The organism is Paenibacillus xylanexedens, assembly GCF_001908275.1.
Classification (GTDB): domain Bacteria; phylum Bacillota; class Bacilli; order Paenibacillales; family Paenibacillaceae; genus Paenibacillus; species Paenibacillus xylanexedens_A.
This window is the reverse complement of the sequence record NZ_CP018620.1, coordinates 648,465-669,457: the sequence shown is the minus strand read 5'-3', so window position 1 is coordinate 669,457 and position 20,993 is coordinate 648,465. Positions and strand designations below refer to the sequence as shown.

Genomic DNA, 20,993 nt, shown 5'->3' with positions numbered 1-20,993 from the left:
GAGCTACACAGCAAAGGAGAGCTATCCCTATGAAGTCTACCACAAAATTCATCGGTTTAGATGTATCCAAAGAAAAAATTTCTGTTGCTATTGCTGACGAGGGTCAAGACAAGCCGCGGTATTACGGCACCATTGCTCATGCGCCTGCTGCCTTACGCAAACTCATCAAAGAATTGGGTCCGGCAAGCTCCCTCTCGTTTTGTTATGAGGCCGGTCCTACAGGATACGAAACCTACCGCTGGATCGAATCCATGGGGGCCCATTGTGTCGTCATTGCCCCTTCACTCATCCCCAAGCGCTCCGGCGATCACGTGAAAACCGATCAACGGGATGCCGAGCAACTGGCACGTCTGTTCCGTGCAGGCGAGCTTACGCCGATTTACGTTCCAGCACGTGAAGATGAGGCGCTTCGTGAATTGGTTCGGGCACGCGAATCGGCAAAAGAAGATGCTCACCGGGCTCGTCAACGCGTGCTCAAATTTTTATTGCGTCACCAGATCCATCCGCCTGAACAAATCAAACGTCGCTGGACGAAAAAATATCGCGTATGGCTTGGACAACTGACCTTCCCGAATGCGCCTATGCAGATTGCGTTTACGGAGTACCTTCATGCCATGGACGAGATCGAGCAACGCATCGGTCGACTGGAAAAAGCCTTGATTGAAGAGGCGGCGACCAGCTCTAAAGCCGATTTGATTCAAATTTTACAGTCTCTGCGTGGCATTGGATTTCTCACGGCCGTCACGCTTGCTGCGGAGATTGGTTCCTTTGCCCGTTTCCGTTCCCCTGCTCAGCTCATGGCTTACTTGGGCCTGGTTCCGCGTGAGCATTCGTCTGGAGTCCGTACCCAACGAGGCTCGCTCACCAAAGCGGGAAATGGACGATTGCGTCGCACCTTGATTGAATCGGCATGGAGTTACCGCCATCGGCCTGCGATTAAAGGGGACTTGGCCCGCCGTTTGGAAGGTCTGCCTGCGGACATACAGCTCATTTCCTGGAAAGCTCAGGAACGGCTGCACCGAAAATTCCGCCGTTTAGTTTATGGATTAAACAAACACAAAAATGTCGCGGTCACCGCGGTGGCCAGGGAACTGACCGGGTTCATTTGGGCGGTCGCCCGAACGTTGGAGCTACCGAACGCTCAGTAATCTGTTATTCATCTTGAAGAGACGGATGGTTTAAAAGGAAAAAGGGGGAAACTCCGGAGCCTTAGGCCCGGGAGTTCATGGAAGGTTCAGGAGAGAATGTACGAGGTTCGTTTGCACTAGGCTTTTAATGGGCTGAACGTGCGTGGCTAGCTTGTAAAAGCTCTCCTTGACGAAGGCATACCATGTGGTAACCAACCCACGGATAGCAGCGTGCCAACCGTCGCTCGCATATGGACTCCCGCGCTTAGGGCTTCGGGGAAAAGCAGCTTTTTGTGATGGGCTTGACAAAAACGTTCATAGCAACGAATCTGACACGCTTTAAATGCCGAATTAGCCTAGAACGCAAAATCTAACGAACCTCAGCGACGTTATTCCGGCAGAAAACGAGTGAAAACCGATGGAATGCCTATGAATGATTGAAATAACTTCTCTCAGATTCGTTAGATTACAAACTTGCGGAAAATGGAGCATATAAGGCGTGTGCAGTTCGTTAGCGAGCAGGCTAACGTGGATAGAGATCAATTTTCCAAGAGTGTTTGAAAGTATTTCAGCCAGTTAACTGAGGGAGGTGAACGTTTTGGATTGGGGACGGGCGAAAAATGTGTTGATCTATGCCTTTCTGCTGCTCAATCTGGTGCTGGGATACCAGATCTGGATGGATGCGCGGGAGACGGCCGGAGCCAATCTGGACTTCACCTCACTGGCAGATAATACACAGCAGGCGATGGAAGAGAAGGGCATTCAGGTGCTGGCTCCGATTCCGAATGAAACGCCGAAGCTACCGAAGTTGTCCTATGAGTTCATTGAAGAGGACAAGGCTGGCGTGGATATGGAACTGGAACAGCCTGTAGATAGCAAATTGATCTTCTCGCAGAGTGAGCTGGAAGATGCATTAGAGCGTGAGATTCCACAGATCGGGACATACCGGCTGGATCAACTGATGGCCGAGGATGGGGCTTTTGTGCTTCACCCACTGGTGGATGGCAAATGGCCGCTCTTCAATGTGAGTCTGGAGCTATTCTACAGCGACCAGAAAATAACGGGTTACCGTCAAACTCCAGTGCGGATTACAACCGCAGAGGAGAGCGATCAGCAGGTGCTTCCGGCGTCGAAGGCGCTGGGAACGCTGATCGAGAACTTTTTGCCAAATGATGCAATTGTCAAAGATATTCAGCTGGGCTATTACGGCCAGTTGTTCAATTCAGATATACAGGTAGCGATGCCGGCATGGCGGTTCGTGCTGGAAAGTGGCGAAGTGTTGTATGTGCAGGGCATCAGTGGGGATGTATTCAGTCCCAAGACAGACAAACCAGGGGAGTAATGCGTTATGGGGATATATTTTACCGTGTTATCCAGCGGTTCGACAGGTAATGCCACAGTCATACAGCATGGGGGTACCTCTCTCATGATTGACGCGGGTCTTAGTGCGAAGCGATTGGATGCACTGTTTCAGGAAAGGGAGATTTCTGGGGCAGAACTGGACGGGATTCTGGTTACACATGAACATTCCGATCACATTAAAGGACTAGGCGCGATGTCTCGGAAATATAATTTACCAATCTACGCGAATCTGAATACGTGGGCGGCACTGGAGAAGTCGGTTGGGGCGATTCCAGAGGAAAACCGGAGGGTATTTGAGACGGGTGAAAAGCATGATTTTGGGTCACTGCGCGTGGAATCCTTCGGGATCTCGCATGATGCGGCTGAGCCGGTAGGGTACACATTCGATGATGGTACGGAGAAGCTGTCTGTTGCAACGGATCTCGGGTACATGAGCGACAAGGTTCGCGATGCAATCTCTGATTCCGACGTGCTGGTGCTGGAGGCGAATCATGATGTCGAATTGCTGCGTATGGGGCGTTATCCATGGAACACCAAGCGCCGGATTTTGAGCGACATTGGGCATCTGTCGAACGAAGCGGCAGGTGCAGCGCTTAGTGAACTGATGAACGGACGCATCAAGCGCACGTATCTGGCACATCTTAGCCGAGATCATAATATGATGGACTTGGCGAAAATGTCGGTGCGCGACGCGATGGAGAGCCGTGGATGTTTTTATCGGGATCATGAGTTCAAACTCTGTGATACGTATTACGACCGTCCTACGCCATGGGATAGGGTGGGTGAGCCATAAAGCTGTCGAGTTCGGCGGCTTTGCGCTCGACTTCCTCACGGGTCAGAATGCCTTTATCGATAAGTAGTTCAATGATGGTACTGAGTGCAAGCGTGTTGCGATAGTGCTCTTCCTTGAGATCGGCCAGCTTGGCCGCCATATGAACTTCATCCATGGCTGTGAGTGTACGTGTGCGATCCATATATATCCTCCTCTATGAAGCTTCGAATTGTCTTTTACTATTATTGTAGTCAGGCTTGATGGAAAACATTCCTCTTTTTGCCGCTAACATTTGTGTGATGAGACCTGTATGCTGAACCTGTGACTATGCAGGGGTGAAAAAGTTCTTCAAATTTGCCAAAATGGCGCTTAGCGGACCGGATTTTGTGGTGATAGATACTATGGACCTTTATTGTTAAGCGCGTTATAGCGGAAATTTGCTTTAATTTTCGTAAATATGCAACTTTTTGTGATTTGACGTGTTTAGTATATGAGGAGCATTGTGATTTTGGCTGTTTTGCGTGTGAAATGGCATGTCATAGAATGCGAGAGCATGATTGATAGAGTCACTGACAGAATGGCGTGTCCGTTCTGTTGTACATAGACGCTGTATCTTGATTTGATGCCGGGATGCGGCGATATGCAAGACCATTTTATAAAATTGCAAAAAAGCATGGGAAAACGAGAGGTTATTTACGGTACGCACGTAACGAAAGACACAGAACGAAGCTGGAGAAGCGTAGCGTTCGCCGGAAAGCTTTCTGAAGGAAAGCTACTTCGAGAGCATACGCGATGAACAAATTTCACCCTGAAAGTGGGATGGGAGTTTGTGAGTAACAGCGATCGAAAGCTCGGCTGTGGCTGGAGTGGGGTAACGTAAGAACACCATCGTTGATCCATGCGACAACTTAGGCGGCAGTCAGGGTCTTGATGCGTGACAACGAAGGGGAGAGGATCACGATGGGATTGTTTGGAGACGATTTTTATTCAACCAAAGTATCAAGACGCGCCGAACCTGAACAGAAAGGCAAACTTCAGATCATCCGCCCTGGAGGCAGAGCACGTGGACGTGACCGCTGGAGCAATCCGCGCAGATCACGTACGGGAATCAGTTCCACAGTTAAGGTAGCTGTGATTAGCTCAGTGATCAGCTCCATCGTGACCGTCATGCTGTTTAGCTTCATCACACAGCCCGCTTCGTTACCGCTGGCTAATGCTACAGGTAATGGTGGTGGAGGCGGTGCACAGACAGCGCAGGCAGCTGATCCATACGACCGGATTATCCAGGCAGCAGCACACGTTCGTCCTTCCGTGGTGAGCATTGTGAACCATAAAACGGGTAGCAGTCTATCGATGGAAGATTCGGCGCTGGGCTCAGGGGTCATTTTCAAGAAGGAAGATGGCAAAGCTTATATTATGACCAACCACCACGTTGTGGAGGGTGCGAGTGATCTGGAGATTGTGACCGTAGATGGGGAGACACACAAAGCGAAGCTGGTCGGTAAAGACCGTGTAAGTGACATTGCTGTACTATCCGCAGAGGATAAAGGGCTGGGTGCAGTGGCGGAGATCGGTGATTCCAGCAAGCTTCAGCGTGGTCAAACGGTGCTGGCGATCGGAAATCCGCTCGGTCTGGGTGGTACGCTTACATCCGGTATTGTCAGTTACACGGATCGTATTCTACCGGTATCGATTAATCAGGACGGGGTGTACGACTGGGAGCAAAACGTGATCCAGACGGATGCGGCGATTAATGAAGGTAATAGCGGCGGTGCACTCGTCGATCTGAACGGCAAAGTGGTCGGCATCAACACGATGAAGATCTCGGATACCGGCGTTGAAGGTCTTGGCTTTGCGATTCCGATGAACGAAGTGATGAAAACGGTCGATTCTCTGTTACTGAACGGTAAAGTATCTCGTCCATATCTTGGCGTGTACACGGTGGATCTGAGCAACCCTTATGCACCACTGGATGACGAGCAGCGTAAGGATCTGAAGCTGCCATCTCATGTGGACAGCGGTGTGGTTGTGCTGGAAGCATCTGGTCCAGCATCCGAAGCCGGCATGAAGCTGAATGATGTCATTACGGAATTTGACGGGCAAAAAATTACCTCCACGCTGGATCTACGGAAATATCTGTACGATGAGAAGAAGATTGGGGATACGATTGAAGTGACCTTCTACCGGGATGGCAAAGTGGAGAAAGTATCGGTGAAGCTGACGGATAAACCGGAGTAGGGGAGATCAACGAGCGAGCCCATACTGTTGCGTGGATTGAAATAGGGAATGCTAGAAGAGTGATCAGATCAACTGACCACTCTTTTTTAGTTGTTGGATGATGAGCATTACGCAATGCTTGGTTGTAAGGGGTGAGCTAGATTGTAATTACATAAGTCAGGACATCGAAATAACACTGGCTGTAATAGGGATTGGACGTGTTCGTTCGACAGTAAATGAGTAGATTAACCATTTACATCTTCCCATGATCAGTTAGACCCGGAGCCAAAGGAGCAGATACATAAGACTTGTGCTGTGGTAAACTGTTGTCAATATGTTGGAGACGGTCGCTGATGCAATAACATCTGTTTGTCGATCTGATTTTATTTCAGAATGGAAGGGGTATTTCTAATGAAACATTTGAAGAAAAAGATGCTTGGGGGAACGAGCTTGGCGCTGTCACTGTTTGTGCTGTCGGCCTGTGGATCTGAGGTAGCTACGACAGGAGCATCTGTAGATACAAGTGCTCTGCAAGAGAAGATTGCAGGGCTTGAGAAGAAACTGGTGGAGCAGGGAGCCAAGAGCGTTGAGCAGGAGCAAAAAATCGCAGCACTGGAGACCAAGTTGAATGAACTGAGTACAAATGTGATTGCGGTGGGTGAGGCTGGTGGTCAAACGCCTGTAACATCGGGAAACAACGGATCGGCTGGGAAAGGCGATGGGGTGCTGATTACCTTTGCCCAGTATGAGAAGCTTGAGGTTGGCATGTCGGTGGGAGATGTCATCGAGATCCTCGGAGGCGAAGGTGAAGCGCTGAGTGAAGCGGAGAATATGGTGGTGTACAACTATAAAGGCACTGCTGGCAATGGTGCCAATGCTGTTATTGCTTTTCAAGGTGGGAAGCTGTTGACGAAGGCGCAGTCGGGGTTGAAGTAAAGAGTTCGGGATAGAAACAATTCATAGATTGGAATGGAACAGGGCAATAAGTAACTCTGTATTCGTAATTCAGGGGCAGGAGCAAGATTCATTCGCTATGTGAAGTGATTGTTAATGTTATAAGAGCATTCTTTTCGTAGTACCGTAGAGGTATCGGGAAGGATGCTTTTGTGTTCTTTTACGGTGAATGGAGAGGTTTGGTGGAGGTTGGGCACGATAAATTAGGGCTGGGGGTTTCTTTTCGGCGGCAGGTGTGATAGAACTGAGAAGTGGCTATCCTGTAATGGGATAAGCGGTTGTGAATCGGGAACATAGCTGGTTACAGAAAGGATGCTTAACGGATGTACGTTGTATGCAAAGAACACGTGGACATTGCCATCGATATGTTTGTCGATGAGTATGAGGACGCTCCAGATATCGTTGATTTGAAGGAGACGGAATTTGCCGACTGGGACCCGCCTGCGAAGTGCGCCGAGTGCGAACAGCACGCGGAATTCCTCGTCGTTTAGCGTACTGTAGGACTTAGACGGCTGGAGGCGTGACTTAAGGTGGCGCTTCGGGCTGACTTTCCATCCGGTATGAACATCACAGCAAGAGGCCAAGGAGAGCGTGATGAGCGCTCTTTTTGTCTTTGTGTGGGCAATTGGTGGTGATTGTTAGGCAGCGTGGAGCTGGGTGGGGACGTAGGGGTTAACGTGGGAGTAGGCGAGGGTAAGGGAAGATTAAGGTAGGTAGGTGCCGAGTTCCGAGTTGGGAGTGAGCTAGGTTGTAGTAAAGGTGCAAGTTGTAGGTAAGTAGAAATGGAAGCTGCTGGGGCGTGAGGAAAGTAAATTTGGGTGACAGCAATGTGGTTAAGGATGTAGGTTTGGTTGGGCCGAGTAGCTATAACGAACCGGAGACGCCTTATTTGAGGCAAACACCGCCTGGTTGAAATCTAACGAATCGTAGACACGTTATATTACAGAAACGGCCTCGAAAGTGGTGGGGAAAGCTCGATTTGACTGGGATAGCGTGTTTCAGATTCGTTAGATTTTAAAGTAGCCGAAATGGGGCTGATTAAGGTGTGTGGGATTCGTTAGAATTTGGAGAAATGTGTAGTATAGGTATAATACAGTTGGAACGAACGATGCGATGAAGCATCTTACTTATAGAATATCTCGCAAGACAATTTAGGAGGAATGGGTTGTTATGTTTATTCAGATTATTGGCGTAGGCAAATTGAAGGAAAAATATTTGACGCTGGGCATTCAGGAATATGCCAAGCGCCTCGCCCCGTACATCAAGTTTCAGATGATCGAGGTCGCAGACGAAAAGGCGCCCGATACCCTGAGCGAAGCTGAGGTTCGGGCGGTAAAAGAGCGCGAGGGCGAACGCATCCTCGCGCATGTGAAGAGCGAGGCGCATGTTGTTGCGCTCGCGTTGGATGGCCAGCTCTGGAGTTCCGAGGAGCTGGCATTGGAGATCGACAAGCTCGGCACGTATGGGACGAGCCATGTCGTATTTGTCATCGGAGGAAGCCACGGGCTCTCCGATGAGGTGTTGCGCCGCGCGAAGCAGCGCTTGAGCTTCGGGCGCATGACCCTGCCGCATCAGCTTATGCGGCTGGTGCTGGTGGAGCAGATTTATCGCGCTGTGAAGATTAATCGCGGGGAACCGTACCATAAATAGGACGAAAAGTTGAGTTGAAGGTTGAAGCTTTAATGCTAAATATATCAGGAATAATTCTCCATCATTTGATATAAATAATTTCGAAAGTCTTCAACATAGGACTTGGGCTCTACAACTTTTAGATGAGTGCCGAAGCTTGCTAACAATTGAAATCCCATATGATTTTGTGGGACATAAATAGTTGCTAATAAAGATCCACCATTATGGTCTTCAATACTTCTTCGACCATACCTTTCGATGATTTGATCTTTTATGCTAGGCGATATCCATGCCTTAATCGTGACGAATTGCGGTAGATAACTTGCAACGCGACCTTGCTCTGACCAATCGTCTCTAGGATTAAACGTACGTTCATCCATCGTAATATGATCGATCCGCGATAACTTGAATGTTCGATATCCCTGTCGATGTAAACAGAATCCTTTCAAGTACCAACTCGATTCGTTGAAATGCAGCTCATAGGGCTCGACCATTCTATTCGTTACAGCCCCGTCTTTATCTGTATAATCAAACGAAACCAGCCTTTTTTTAGAAATGGATTCTTGACATATCTTTAAGGTTTCAAGAATCTCGGACCGACCTTCCCAAACATAAAACGACAGTTGAATGGAACGATTCAGAGACAATGGACTAACCATTGCCTCTATTTTTTTATCGTTCTTTCCACTTCTTCAGTAAGGAGGAGTTGTTCCAATCCGCCGAGCGCAACCAATATATTCTGTAAATCGGAGCTGCTTAGAAGGCGTTTATCGACCTTGTATTCGTCCATTATGCCGTAGCCGCCTTTGACGCCATTGACAGAGTAGATTGGGATGTTCGATAAGCTCAATGTTTCCATATCGCGAAGGATCGTTCTTTTGGAGACATTGAATAGTTGTGAGAATTCCGTTGTAGAAACAATCTCTTTCCTCAGCAATATCATGATAATCGAAATGAGTCTCTCCACTTTGTCCATAATTGCCCTCTTTTTTTACATGATTTTATAAAGGTGACACTAAGGTGTCACCTTTTATCCATTATACTACATGTATTACAAGAAGGAGGTTTTAATTCAATGTTTAATCCAACCGATTTTCCCAAGCCCACCCTTATTTCAGTCAACAGTGTGGAACTCGAAGTGTTTGAAGCAGGCCGAGAAAACGCTGGAAAACCTATTGTACTCTGCCACGGCTGGCCAGAGCATGCCTATTCTTGGCGCCATCAGATGGACGCACTTGCCGCAGCAGGCTACCATGTCATCGTCCCCAACCAGAGGGGTTACGGCAACTCATCCCGTCCAACCGAAGTGACAGACTATGACATTGAACACTTGTCGGGTGATCTCATCGCGCTTCTCGATCACTATGGATACGAGGATGCTACCTTTGTCGGTCATGACTGGGGTGCATTCGTCGTTTGGGGACTGACCTTGTTGCATCCAAACCGCGTCAATAAAGTGATAAATCTGAGCTTGCCTTATCAAGAGCGCGGAGAAAAACCCTGGATCGAGTTCATGGAAGAAATACTTGGCGGCGATTTCTATTTCGTCCACTTCAATCGACAGCCAGGCGTCGCGGACGCCGTATTCGAAGACAATACATACAGGTTCCTTCGCAACCTTTACCGGAAGAACGAGCCTCTCAGAGCACCTGAGCCAGGTATGGCGTTGATCAATCTCGCCAGAGCAGAAACACCGCTCGGTGAGCCCGTATTGAGCGAAAGCGAGCTGGCCGTTTACGTCTCCGCTTTTGAAACATCAGGGTTCACGGGCAGCATAAATTGGTACAGGAACCTTGACCGCAACTGGCGCTTATTGGCGAAAGTGAACCCAATCATCCAGCAGCCGACCCTCATGATCTACGGCGACCGGGATGTGGTTGCGAAGTCTGAAAACCTGACAAAGTTCGTGCCCAATGTGGAAGTGGTTAATCTGGATTGCGGTCATTGGATCCAGGAAGAAAACCCGGAAGAAACAAACCAAGCGATTTTAAAATGGCTGGAACAATGGGAGATGTAGTTTTTTTCAAAAACCAAGAAGAGTTTAACGATTGGTTAGAAGAACATTATGCTGAAGCTAGTGAAATTTGGGTGGGCTATTTTGGGATAAGTACAGGGCATGCAAGCCTTACTTGGTCTGCATCAGTAGATGCCGCTCTTTGTTTTGGGTGGATTGACGGTATACGAAAAACCATTGATAAACAAAGCTATAAGATTCGCTTTACTCCGCGCAAAGTAAATAGTGTATGGAGTGCTGTGAACGTAAAGAAGGTAAAAGCACTAATACAGCTTGGAAAGATGAGACCAGAAGGAATGCACGTCTTTAACAACAGAACCGATGCACAAGGCTATTCCTCTGAACAAAGAAACGTGGAACTTGCCAAAGAATATGAAGAACAAATCAAGGCAAATCAAACAGCCTGGTTATTCTTCACTAATTTATCACCATCCTATAAAAGAGATTCTATCTTGTGGGTAATGAGCGCCAAGAAAGAAGAAACACGATTAAGAAGGCTTGGAATGTTGATCGCTTCATCTGAAGAAGGGTTAAAATTTCAACATTGCAAAAAAATATATTACAGAATAAGGAAATATAAATAACAAAAGAATCGTTAAAAGGGATTTTTGGTACTACTTACATCTGGGTCTATTGTTTCCCAGATCTTTAGGAGAGAGGAGCTACTGTATTTCTCAAACAATTAGGGCGAAGGTCTTTCCTACGAAAGTATTGAAGAATCATTTACTCAAGAACATAGATTCATTTGTAAGTCACCTCGAGTTTTCCGATGTGACTTTTTGTGTGAAAGTTGATTCTAATCAAATTCTGCATATATCTCATTTGGCACCTCTTGTTACCATAGAAGTAAAGGGGAGAAATTATATGGATAAAAAGATTAAACTACTATTCACAAAAGATATATTGAAAGAGTCCGCACAATGTTTTGGAATACGTGAGAACTCCATTATCGAATTAAATGGGTTTCAAAATTTCGTTTATTCCGGCGTCGTTGGAAATAGAGAAGTCATTTTAAGAATTACGCATGTCACCCATCGAAATGAATTATTAACAAGAGCGGAACTAGATTTCATCATGTTTCTGGCTGATCGCGGAATGAAAGTAGCAAGGCCTATTCAATCTTCATCAGGGGATCTTATTCATATCATTGACGGGTCCTTTATCGTGACAGCTTTTGAGAAAGCACCAGGCAGAAATGCAGTAATCGCCGAGGAGAGCAATACGTTTTATGAAAATATTGGACAAATGGTCGGGAAAATACATAAGTTATCGCTTAATTACTCGACCCAAAACCCACGCCATGAATGGAGTGGTAATACTCTATTAGAATCTTTTAAGAAGTATTGTCCGTTAGAATTACACAGTAACTATGATCGTTTAATTAATGAAATTAGTGCCCTGCCCAAGGAAAAAAATACATACGGTCTTATTCATGGGGATATCAGCCCTGGCAATTATCTTAATGATGGGGACAAAGCCTTTATTATTGACTATGATGAGGTGGAATATAGCTGGTTTGTTTCTGATATTGCTACACCATTATTTTATGAAATCCCAATTCCTTGGGTTGTGTCTGGAGATGTGAGGAAGGAGATTGCAAAACGCTACTATTGCAACTTCTTAAATGGCTATTGCAAGGAATACACTCTAAGCCAAAGCCAGTTAAACAAAGTTCCACTATTTATAAATTTAAGGCAAGCTAGAGTTTTAGCTGCGCTCTATAGAAGCAGAGACTTTAACGCTCCTGATTGGACTGAATGGTATGAGCAAGCCCGACGCTTTTACTATGAAAATTTATTAAATAACACGCCTTATATTGATATGGACTTTTTGAGTTAACCGGTGAACCCTGTCACAATTAGCGGAGTAGAGGCTTTACACATGATAAAGATCCAATCACCTAAGATGACTGGATCCTCAAGAATAAACTAAATTTCAAAATCAATCGTACCCTGTTCGGTTATTTCAAAGGGACCAGGTGTGACAACTGCATCGGGTCTCTTTGTTCCGAAGAAATCAGAGTCAAAATGATATGGAGTGCTGTCCGGCTCCTCAAACTTCATGTTGGCGTGATAAGTCTTTCCAAGCAGATTCGTGGTAACTAACATTGCAGAGGTTCCCCGAAGCAGTTCGGGCTCATTGATTTGAATGTGCACCCTACCTTGCGTAGGGTCAATCTCAATTTTTACGCCCTTCTGTGCAACTATCTTCGCTTGGGGTTCGTGACGACTTGGAACCGCATCGTTAAGATATAAATTTCCGCCCATAGCCACCGGAAGAACGGCATTGCCTATAAAGAAATCCTTCGCCGCATCGCCAAGCTCAAGAAGCTCCTCTTTGGTGTATTCCCACCATTTTTTATCTTTCACATCAGGATGTTGATCGTAGCCGCCAAGTCCCACAGCATGCAGATAACATATGGAATTGTCCGGAACACCATCCATGACCGTCTTCCCGTCCTCTCCAACTTCATCTCTTGGTTTAAGCGGAAGATGCTCAAAAAAGGTGATGGGCACAGGCTCCTTATTAGGATCATTGTCACCTATAAAGATATTGTTGTAGTACCTGTCATCGCCTCCAGTGATATTAGAGTATCCGGCCATAGCCGTTTCGTGAGGGAAGTGATATGGCGTAATACGAGTAATTTCGGAACGAACTACAAATCGGCCTGCAAACAAATTATGAGCAAATGCCCCGCCCTGAGCCATATTTCTGAAATTCATCGGAGAGAGAAATAGGTTGTGATCGACCATATACGGACCATGGCAAACCTCAACGAAGAGGTCCTCCGAAAGATTGTCAAAAAATACATTACGGCTGATGCGAGTGCCCTGTGCCTGCCAGTCCAGCCAAAGCGCACGGTAACAGCTATACATTATATTTTCGCTAATTTGAGTATCCAGTGAAGCATGCAGTTTAATTCCCGCAACTTCGGCACCGTGTCTGAGTCGTTTGTGGTGAATATTATAAATACGGTTTTGATAAATGCGGCTGAAGACTGCTCCCATATGACCCACAATGCCTGCCTGTTCACAATCATGAATCACATTACCTCGAACGATGTGACTGCCGATGTTATCCTTATGCCAGCCGGAGCGTAATGCTCGTAAAATAACCTCCTGCTCGCGTTGAGTACCGCCTTTACTATGCTTCTCCAAAGAGTTGCTGTGACCTGTACCGATTTCGGTACCCAGACTAATACCAACGCATTTGGATTCACTGATTATATTGTTTTCAATAATCCAGCCCTTGCTCCAGTGAGGTCCAATCAATCCTTCCTGGTAGTCTGTAGGTGGCGCCCATTGGGGGGAGGCCTGACGAAGAGTGAAACCGCTTACGGTAATGTAGTTAACTCCCGGTTTCTCAGGCCAGAAGCAATAAGGACGTACATTAATTTCTACATTTTCCTTACGAGGATCCTTTCCGCCAAAATGGGCCCATATTTTGGTTGTCGTAGAACCAACCTCGGCATACCATTTTAACAATGAATCCTTGGGATACTTGGCTTCAGACCAAACTATAGGGTTGTGAACGCTTTCAATACTATCGCATTCATACAATGATTTGCCATCCAAATAGACATCGCCGAGATGAATTGGGAAGGGCCCGTCAAACAACCAGTCTCCACTGAGCTCTACCTCATAGGGATTGCGAACGGAAAAGAGGGAATTGAGCACTTCTGTGCTCCAGACATGGTTTCCTTCAGAATTCCAGTTGGTAATCTGTTCAGCTCCTGTAATCACGACTTCCCCGTCTCCTGCGGATCGATATACGATTCTATGCTCCGCTGTTCCTCCATTAGCCGGGTTAACCCATTCCCTGTATACTCCCGCATGAACAATAACTGTATCACCGGCCATGGCATGAGCCGCAGCGCGTGATATGGTACGAAGGGGTTGATCCGCTGTTCCTTTTCCTTGATCATTCCCATGTATGGATACATGATATTCCATAACAACTCTCCTTCTATTTTAAAATTATTGTTGTATCCCGTTATTATACTAGAAAATAATTATAATGGCAGAGATAGGAAGGTGTATGTTAGCCTGAATTGATATTGATAAAAGGTAAAACCACATCCACTACCCTATGAAGTTGTGGATTTTTGCGTATTAAAGTTTTCTAGCTATTGTTAAAAGCTATGACTAGCCATGCTTTTTTCATATAACAAGCATTCCTTTCCATCATGCTATACTCATTAGACTAAAAAGTTAGAAGGAGAAATAGTTATGATACCATTTCGTAATGATCATGTAGGTAGCTTTCTACGTCCTGCAGATTTAAGTCAGGCACGTGAACAATATAAATCAGGCAACATCACATATGAGGAATTAAGAGCTGTGGAAGATAAAGAGATTACTCGAATTATTGAAAAGCAAAAGGAAAATGGCGTATTGGCAGTTACGGATGGTGAATTCCGCAGAAGCTGGTGGCATTTTGATTTTCTGGGCGGCTTGGATGGCGTAGAGTTGTATGAGCAAATAGACGGACCGAAATTCCATAATATGCAAACGCGCAAGGGCGGGATTCGTGTTGTGGGTAAAGTTGATTTCTCGAGTCATCCCTTTGTTGAGGATTTTGAGTTTTTGAAAAAGCATGCAGGTGACGCAGTGGCGAAACAGACCATTCCAAGTCCCAACATGCTTCTATATCGGTTGGAAAATGGCGCCAATATCTATACGGACCGGGAGCAATTCCTTCAGGATACGATTGCGGCGTATCAAAAAGCCATTCAAGCTTTCTATGATGCGGGGTGCCGATACCTGCAATTAGATGATACCGCTTGGGCAGACCTATTCTCAGAAGCTGGTCATGATAAGCTGCGTGCCAAAGGTCTGGAACCGGCAGAAGAGTTGAAAACGATGCAGCGAATGATTAACGAAACTTTGGCTCATAAACCGGCGGATTTAGTTGTGACGATGCATATTTGTCGTGGTAACTATAAATCAAATTATTTCTCAACGGGTGGTTACGAGTACGCTTCTGAAGTTATCTTTGGTGGCTTAAACGTAGATGGATTATTCCTGGAATTTGATGATGAGCGCTCAGGTGGCTTCGAGCCTTTACAATATGTGAATCGAAAAGATTTGAAAATCGTGCTTGGTTTACTTACTTCGAAAACAGGCGAGTTAGAGGATAAAGAACAGATTAAAGCTCGGATTGCAGAGGCGGCAACCTATGTACCACTTGAGCAACTTTGTTTAAGCCCACAATGCGGCTTTTCTTCCACGGAAGAAGGCAATATTTTAACGGAAGAACAACAATGGCGTAAACTTCGTTATGTGAAGGAAATTGCAGAAGAAGTTTGGAATTAATCCATCTAAATAACGGAGGGGATGCAAAATGACGACGCAAGCAGACCAAGAGACAGTTATCGTTGAAGCGTTCATTAATGGTCAAAATGTAAAATCCCTTTCGCAGTTAGCAAAAGAGAATCCGACAAACCCATCCGAGATCGTAGGCTATTTCCCTGTTACTACGAAAGAACAAGCGGTTGAAGCGATTGAAGCAGCGGCAGGGGCTTTTAAAACATGGAAGCAGACCTCTATTGATGAACGCATTATTATGATGCGAAATGCGATCGAGAAGATTAGAGCAGCTGAGAATGAAATTGTTCATTTGCTGTCCAGAGAGCATGGCAAGCCCCTGTATGATGCACACGGTGAAATTTATGTTTCGTTAATGTGGATGGAATTTGCTTGTAATGAAGCCAAATCGGCTTTACAGGAAGAGATCAAAGAGCATGAGAATGGTAAAACGATTCTTTCCTATGATCCAATTGGTGTGGTGGCAGCGATTAGTCCATGGAACTATCCCATTGCTTTATCTACCATTAAGATCGCTCCTGCCTTGCTTGCGGGCAACACGATTGTGCTTAAACCAAGCCCGTTTGCACCACTGGCGGCAGCGAAGGTAGCAGAGATTATTGCGAGTGAGTTCCCGGCTGGTGTAATCAATGTCGTTCATGGTGATGCGGATGTAGGCGTTGAATTGACTACCAATTCTCATGTCACAAAGATCGCCTTCACAGGTGGCACCGCGACCGCTAAGCATATTATCAAAGCAGCTTCGGAAACGATTAAAGATATGACGCTTGAGCTTGGTGGTAATGATGCGGCTATCTTCTTGGAAAGCTTTGATGTTCATGATGAGCGAGCAATGCGCCGCATTGTCATTTCTAATTTCTTGACAGCAGGACAGATCTGTATGATCGCCAAACGTGTGTATGTACACCGTTCTATTTATGATGAGTTTGTGGAAAAATATATCGAGGCGGCTAATCGCTGGATTCGAATCGGTGATCCATTTGATCCAAATACGACAGTAGGTCCGGTTAATAACCTGAAGCAGAAAGATTACGTGCTTGGTTTGGTTGAAGATGCACAAAAGCGCGGGGCTAAGGTCATCCCTCTCGGTCAAATTTTGGATCAGAAGCTGTTTGACCAAGGTTACTACCTACAACCTACGCTTGTTCTGGGTTGCGATGTTCATGATCCGATTGTAGTAGAGGAACAGTTTGGCCCTACGGTTCCGATTCTGCCATTTGACGATGAAGAGCAGGTTATTCATCTACACAATGAAAGCATATATGGATTGACGAGTTCTGTGTGGGGCAAAGAAGAGGATGCCATCTCCGTCGCACGTCAACTCGAAGCGGGAACGACAATGATCAATACTGCTGCTGTTCAAGGTCTGGATGTTCGCTTCCCTTTCGGTGGGGTTAAGCAATCTGGTATTGGTCGTGAATACGGCGCGGAAGGTATCCGCACGTATACAGAAAAGCATGTCATCAACGTTCCAAAGACACTGGATCTTCCTTATATACCAGAGTAAATCTTATAGCACACAACTTTGACATCGTACGAGGAATGTACATGTGAAATTAAATGTAGGCTATTTCAAAGTGCTAAAGAGTGAGATGAAATCTGGTGACAATCAAAATAATAAGAAATAAAGAAGCCACTCCATTTTTTTGGAGTGGCTTTGTATTCAGCTATGTTACGGTGAACGGCGGCTATCTTCTACCTAGTGTCTCCCAAATTCCATGGAGCCAGGAGTCGAACTCAGCATCTTTGTCGCCCTCGTAAGTATCATAGAGATCCAGACGTGTCTTTTGCAGTTTTTCCTTAAATTCCTCAAATGTATGACCTTCAGGAAGGCTTTTTTTGATCCGCAGCAAAATTTTGTTAGTACCTTTAAACAGCTCGCCTTTGTTTTTGGCAGGCATTTGTACATCTTCATCCAACTGTTTCAGCTTGTGATATGCGGCTTCACGCACCTGGAACACTTGATCATTTTTCAAAACATGCTGAAGTAACTTAATGGTAGGGGCTGTATCCCAGTTTCCCAATTCGTTCACCGCATTCAGTCTGTCTCTCCAGCTTGACGTCCGGTTAGCCGCTCGTTTGAGCTCTTCAAAGTTCTCCGGTAGTTCGTTCACTGCTCCAACTTCATGGTTGTTCGTCAAAATTCAATCTCCTTAATCATCGCCATCTCGGCAGAATGATGAATGTTATTAAACACTATTATAGCACGAACCTGACTAAACTACTCCTATGAAGCCGATTGGTTAGCCTTTTCCTTAACGAAGTCTACCATGAACACCCAACCAATCAGTCCACATAAGACAAAACCAAACGCATGCAGAGCTCCGTAAATGGGAATGAAATCGCGTATGGTTAATGAGTACATATTTTTCAGTAACGGATAGAAGATGGAAATGACAACCACCGTGTAAAAGGCTAGGCAAGAAAGGCCTAAAAAGATGGTTGCCTTAATATCCAAAGCGTTTTTCCTCAAGTAAGTAAGGAGATAAGCGGTGTAAACCACAATATTACAGGCGAACAAAGCGACACCAATGTATTCAATCGGCTTGGAGAAAATCATACCAATCGCAATCAAGATGGGTCCGATGATATCGATGGCAACAACCCAGGGATACCAGCTTTTCTTCATCATGATGCGTCCCAGTTCACCAATGAAAATTGGAACGATTGCAGATGAGAAATGAAAGTGAACCGAGCTTAACGCGTGCGTTGCAGGATTAGCTTGGAAAAGGTTCAATTGATATTGATATAAGGTAAACCAAATGCCCCCGATGAAAAAATAAACGAGCCCCGCACCAATTGCTATTTCCGCTGCTTTTCCTTTAGCGATCACAATAGTGGTCAAGCCATAGATGCCAAGCAGCAGTGTGAACAGTAGCCACCCAAGGGACAGAATTCCTGGGATTGCCGTACTTTCTAACCCCCACACCTTACTACTCATTACCGAAGCTAGAGTAAGAAGCGCAGCGGGAAATTGAAGCCACTTCATAGCAACATACATCAATCGTTGATATATATTCTTCGCGTCATGATCCAAAAGTAAAATCACAAGAGGCACAATAACGAAAGCCGCAAACAGCAGAAATTTTTCAACAAGTTCGAATTGAAAGTAATCTAGATAAAATATCAGAATGGTTATGATCCCACCGGGAAACGCTGGTGTTAATAATGAATTCATTAGTTGTTTCAAGGAACTATTCATGGGGCTTCCTTTCTAACTACGTTTATCGTAATACTTGCCTGCATCCAGTTGTGTAGCGTTCTATAGTATAGATCGGCAATTCTTCTTTTAGTAGTCTAACATATTTATTTGTCAATATATGCAAATAAGCTTATCTTACTGCGAGAAGGATCGATATGGGGGAATATCAGTCAGATTCGTTGAATGGTGTACTGAGACTAAACTAGAGTGATTTTTTTTGTCTCTAGAATCGGTGGAAAAACGTTTAAAAGTGACCTTGTGCTACTCTCTTTTCGCATTTTCACTATTTTTATATGTAAAATCAACATTTTCTACTTTACAGTATAAAAATACCAGTTATATAATGGAAAATGTATCTTTTGTCCTAGTTAGCAGTGAAAATAGTATCATTATCATAGGAATGAGGAATGATAGAATTGCAAGAATGTAAGAAATGTGGGTCAACAGTCATGACTGGATATAGGTTTTGTAAAAGCTGTGGGACCCTAATCGATGTAGAAGAAGTAAAATCAGCACCTCATCACGCAGTAAACCATGAGGTAGAAGTGATAACTTCTTCGTCGGAACCGAAGCTTGACCAGGCAGCAACCAAACAAGTGGAGAATATGTCAATCAAATCCACGGATAATCTTATCCCGTCAATTGTATCAGAGTCCAGTCCCGTATTCCGTAAAGGAAAGCTGCGTACAAGAATCATTTGGGTAGTATCCCTGTTTCTATTTGCAGTATTGCTATTAGGGGGTTACCAACTTGGAAGCTACTGGACATCGGATGGAAGGCTAATTAGCCAATTCGAGAAATCGATCCAATCACAAGATTATAAAGCAGTAGCATCTATGTTTACTTCCGATGAAGAGAAACTGGTTATTAACGAGCAGACTGTTAAGGGTTATGTAGATTACTTGAAGGGAAATAAGGACCTAGTAAGCGATGTAGTAAAAGATTTAAGGAAGCAAGCTTTCGCTCTTAAGAGCGGCGGCGAAACGGACAGCAACATCAGTCATGAAGTACTGCTTCAGCAAGAGGGGAAGACTGCACTTATTTTCAAAGAATATAAGCTTCGTATCATACCCGTACATATCAATATTACAACTAATTATAAAGACACGATTATTAGAATCAATGGTGAAGAAGCTGCTGTTACAGATAAAGCTAGTTTTGATCAAACCTTCGGCCCATACTTCCCTGGCACATTCGAGCTTGAAACGGTGCTGCGTACAGATTGGATCGATCTGGAGCGAAAAGAAATGGCGACAGTTATGAGTGGATGGCAGGATTATATCGCAAACATGGAGCTGGACGGCACAGAGGTTACAATCAATACCGGCTATTACGATGTATCGACTCTTAAGGGAGACCTTCTTGTGAACGGCACTTCAACGGGCTTAAATCCATATGAAAAACAGACCTTCGGACCAGTTCCTACAGACGGCACTGTGAAACTATCAATTGATACGGAGCTACCATGGGGAAAAATGCGAACGGAAGAAGTACCAGTCGAGAGTAGCGTTGTGTTAATTAACATAGGAGATTTTCAAGATACTGCTTTCGAGAATGAAATGATCGAGCAAATCGTACAGTTTAATCGTGATGAGGTAGAAGCTATGGCGACAGGTAATTTGGCCTTGCTGGGCTCGGTAACGGATAGGATATTAAGCTATGAACAGACGATCGTGGATCAAAACAGGCAGAGCACAACACCGCATCGAGTGACCTATTTAAGCTCGACATTTGATCTGGATTCCTTTGTTATCTATCAGATTGATGGAGTATGGCAAGTAAGAGTACAAACGACAGGCAAGTACAACTATGAGTACAAAGAAGGGGGAGAATGGGGAGGTGGTGTTGAAAATTCGCAAGGCAGATATTTCACGCTAATCTATGATGAGAATCGGAAACAGTGGCTGATGGATGCTGTAGATATCTTCTACGATGGTGGAGAGTTCAGCGACAACCTCAAGGAGTTCGTTGAGCAAAAGGCGGTTGCGCATGAAGCCGCGGTACAAAGTACGTCGAAGCAGGCAGACCTGCCGTCTTTGGAAATGTTTATACATGACTATCTGACATCATACGTAAATGCTATCAACAGCAGAGATTTCAGTCTAGTATCGGTACTATTGGATACAGCAGGTCCTGCATACAAGGAGTCGGAGAAATATATCTCCTATTTGGAGAAGAAGGGCATTACAGAAGAGATTCTGAATGTAGAAGGCGTTTCTTTCCGTGTATTAGATGAAACAAGCGTTGAGGTCAGGACCAATGAGACCTTTAACATTATAGATAAGGACGGCAATCTGAAGGAAAAAAGCTACGTGAGTACATATAAACTTGTATCGCATAACGGTAATTGGAAGGTTCATACGCTGATTGAAACAAAAGAAATATAATT

At 45.1% G+C, this 20,993-nt stretch carries 17 protein-coding genes and 1 pseudogene; 13 read left to right on the top strand and 5 right to left on the bottom strand.

Annotated features, from left to right (window positions below; genetic code table 11):
* Window positions 1–29: 29 nt before the first annotated feature.
* The 3 genes from BS614_RS02785 to BS614_RS02775 all read left to right on the top strand — a co-directional run bounded on the left by BS614_RS02785 (window position 30) and on the right by BS614_RS02775 (window position 3,282).
* Entirely contained in the window at window positions 30–1,148 is a 1,119-nt protein-coding gene (locus tag BS614_RS02785; RefSeq protein WP_074092881.1) for an IS110 family RNA-guided transposase, read from the top strand.
* 577 nt (window positions 1,149–1,725) lie between these two features.
* The gene (yycI, locus tag BS614_RS02780) at window positions 1,726–2,469 is read left to right on the top strand and encodes a two-component system regulatory protein YycI (RefSeq protein WP_036612041.1); all 744 of its coding nucleotides are present in this window, start codon (window positions 1,726–1,728) and stop codon (window positions 2,467–2,469) included.
* A gap of 6 nt (window positions 2,470–2,475) precedes the next feature.
* Complete coding sequence (locus tag BS614_RS02775) at window positions 2,476–3,282, top strand: MBL fold metallo-hydrolase (RefSeq protein ID WP_036671861.1); 807 nt, start codon at window positions 2,476–2,478, stop codon at window positions 3,280–3,282.
* Here the strand turns inward: BS614_RS02775 and BS614_RS02770 are convergent.
* Window positions 3,251–3,463, bottom strand: coding sequence for a hypothetical protein (locus BS614_RS02770; RefSeq protein ID WP_036611899.1), 213 nt, complete (start codon window positions 3,461–3,463; stop codon window positions 3,251–3,253). The genes BS614_RS02775 and BS614_RS02770 overlap by 32 nt on opposite strands.
* 758 nt (window positions 3,464–4,221) lie before the next feature.
* Here BS614_RS02770 and BS614_RS02765 point away from each other — a divergent pair.
* The 4 genes from BS614_RS02765 to rlmH all read left to right on the top strand — a co-directional run bounded on the left by BS614_RS02765 (window position 4,222) and on the right by rlmH (window position 8,082).
* On the top strand, window positions 4,222–5,499 hold the full coding sequence (locus tag BS614_RS02765) for a S1C family serine protease (RefSeq protein WP_074092880.1): 1,278 nt from the start codon (window positions 4,222–4,224) through the stop codon (window positions 5,497–5,499).
* 390 nt (window positions 5,500–5,889) lie between these two features.
* Window positions 5,890–6,414: a hypothetical protein gene (locus BS614_RS32065; protein ID WP_244898258.1), complete on the top strand. Its 525-nt coding sequence runs from the start codon at window positions 5,890–5,892 to the stop codon at window positions 6,412–6,414.
* Window positions 6,415–6,755: 341 nt separating this feature from the next.
* Entirely contained in the window at window positions 6,756–6,923 is a 168-nt protein-coding gene (locus BS614_RS02755) for a CxxH/CxxC protein (RefSeq protein ID WP_017691462.1), read from the top strand.
* Between the two features lie 679 nt (window positions 6,924–7,602).
* Complete coding sequence (gene rlmH, locus BS614_RS02750; protein WP_017691463.1) at window positions 7,603–8,082, top strand: 23S rRNA (pseudouridine(1915)-N(3))-methyltransferase RlmH; 480 nt, start codon at window positions 7,603–7,605, stop codon at window positions 8,080–8,082.
* A 44-nt stretch (window positions 8,083–8,126) separates the two neighbouring features.
* Here the strand turns inward: rlmH and BS614_RS02745 are convergent.
* Window positions 8,127–9,037, bottom strand: a pseudogene (locus BS614_RS02745) (helix-turn-helix transcriptional regulator).
* Between the two features lie 99 nt (window positions 9,038–9,136).
* Between BS614_RS02745 and BS614_RS02740 the strand changes: the two are divergent.
* The 3 genes from BS614_RS02740 (at window position 9,137) to BS614_RS02730 (ending at window position 11,914) form a co-directional block, all read left to right on the top strand.
* Window positions 9,137–10,078, top strand: a complete 942-nt coding sequence (locus tag BS614_RS02740) for an alpha/beta fold hydrolase (RefSeq protein WP_074092879.1) — start codon at window positions 9,137–9,139, stop codon at window positions 10,076–10,078.
* Window positions 10,054–10,659, top strand: a complete 606-nt coding sequence (locus tag BS614_RS02735; protein ID WP_244898257.1) for a YdeI/OmpD-associated family protein — start codon at window positions 10,054–10,056, stop codon at window positions 10,657–10,659. Before BS614_RS02740 ends, BS614_RS02735 begins: the two co-directional genes overlap by 25 nt.
* Before the next feature lie 280 nt (window positions 10,660–10,939).
* Window positions 10,940–11,914, top strand: a complete 975-nt coding sequence (locus BS614_RS02730) for a phosphotransferase enzyme family protein (RefSeq protein ID WP_074092878.1) — start codon at window positions 10,940–10,942, stop codon at window positions 11,912–11,914.
* Window positions 11,915–12,003: 89 nt separating this feature from the next.
* Here BS614_RS02730 and BS614_RS02725 read toward each other — a convergent pair whose 3' ends face one another.
* The gene (locus BS614_RS02725) at window positions 12,004–14,028 is read right to left on the bottom strand and encodes a right-handed parallel beta-helix repeat-containing protein (protein WP_074092877.1); all 2,025 of its coding nucleotides are present in this window, start codon (window positions 14,026–14,028) and stop codon (window positions 12,004–12,006) included.
* A gap of 276 nt (window positions 14,029–14,304) precedes the next feature.
* Here BS614_RS02725 and BS614_RS02720 point away from each other — a divergent pair, with 276 nt between their 5' ends.
* Both BS614_RS02720 and BS614_RS02715 read left to right on the top strand, forming a co-directional pair.
* Window positions 14,305–15,390, top strand: a complete 1,086-nt coding sequence (locus tag BS614_RS02720; RefSeq protein WP_074092876.1) for a 5-methyltetrahydropteroyltriglutamate--homocysteine S-methyltransferase — start codon at window positions 14,305–14,307, stop codon at window positions 15,388–15,390.
* A 28-nt stretch (window positions 15,391–15,418) separates the two neighbouring features.
* On the top strand, window positions 15,419–16,909 hold the full coding sequence (locus BS614_RS02715; RefSeq protein WP_074092875.1) for an aldehyde dehydrogenase family protein: 1,491 nt from the start codon (window positions 15,419–15,421) through the stop codon (window positions 16,907–16,909).
* A 181-nt stretch (window positions 16,910–17,090) separates the two neighbouring features.
* On the opposite strand, the gene BS614_RS02710 is transcribed toward BS614_RS02715, so the two are convergent.
* Together BS614_RS02710 and BS614_RS02705 are read right to left on the bottom strand one after the other, a co-directional pair.
* Window positions 17,091–17,543 carry a HEAT repeat domain-containing protein gene (locus tag BS614_RS02710; protein WP_074092874.1) on the bottom strand — a complete coding sequence of 151 codons (453 nt, stop codon included), beginning with the start codon at window positions 17,541–17,543 and terminating at the stop codon, window positions 17,091–17,093.
* Window positions 17,544–17,629: 86 nt separating this feature from the next.
* Window positions 17,630–18,604 (bottom strand): YndJ family transporter, encoded by a 975-nt coding sequence (locus BS614_RS02705; protein WP_074092873.1) that lies wholly within the window; start codon window positions 18,602–18,604, stop codon window positions 17,630–17,632.
* A gap of 545 nt (window positions 18,605–19,149) precedes the next feature.
* Between BS614_RS02705 and BS614_RS02700 the strand changes: the two genes are divergently transcribed.
* Entirely contained in the window at window positions 19,150–20,991 is a 1,842-nt protein-coding gene (locus BS614_RS02700) for a zinc ribbon domain-containing protein (protein WP_074092872.1), read from the top strand.
* Window positions 20,992–20,993: the final 2 nt, after the last annotated feature.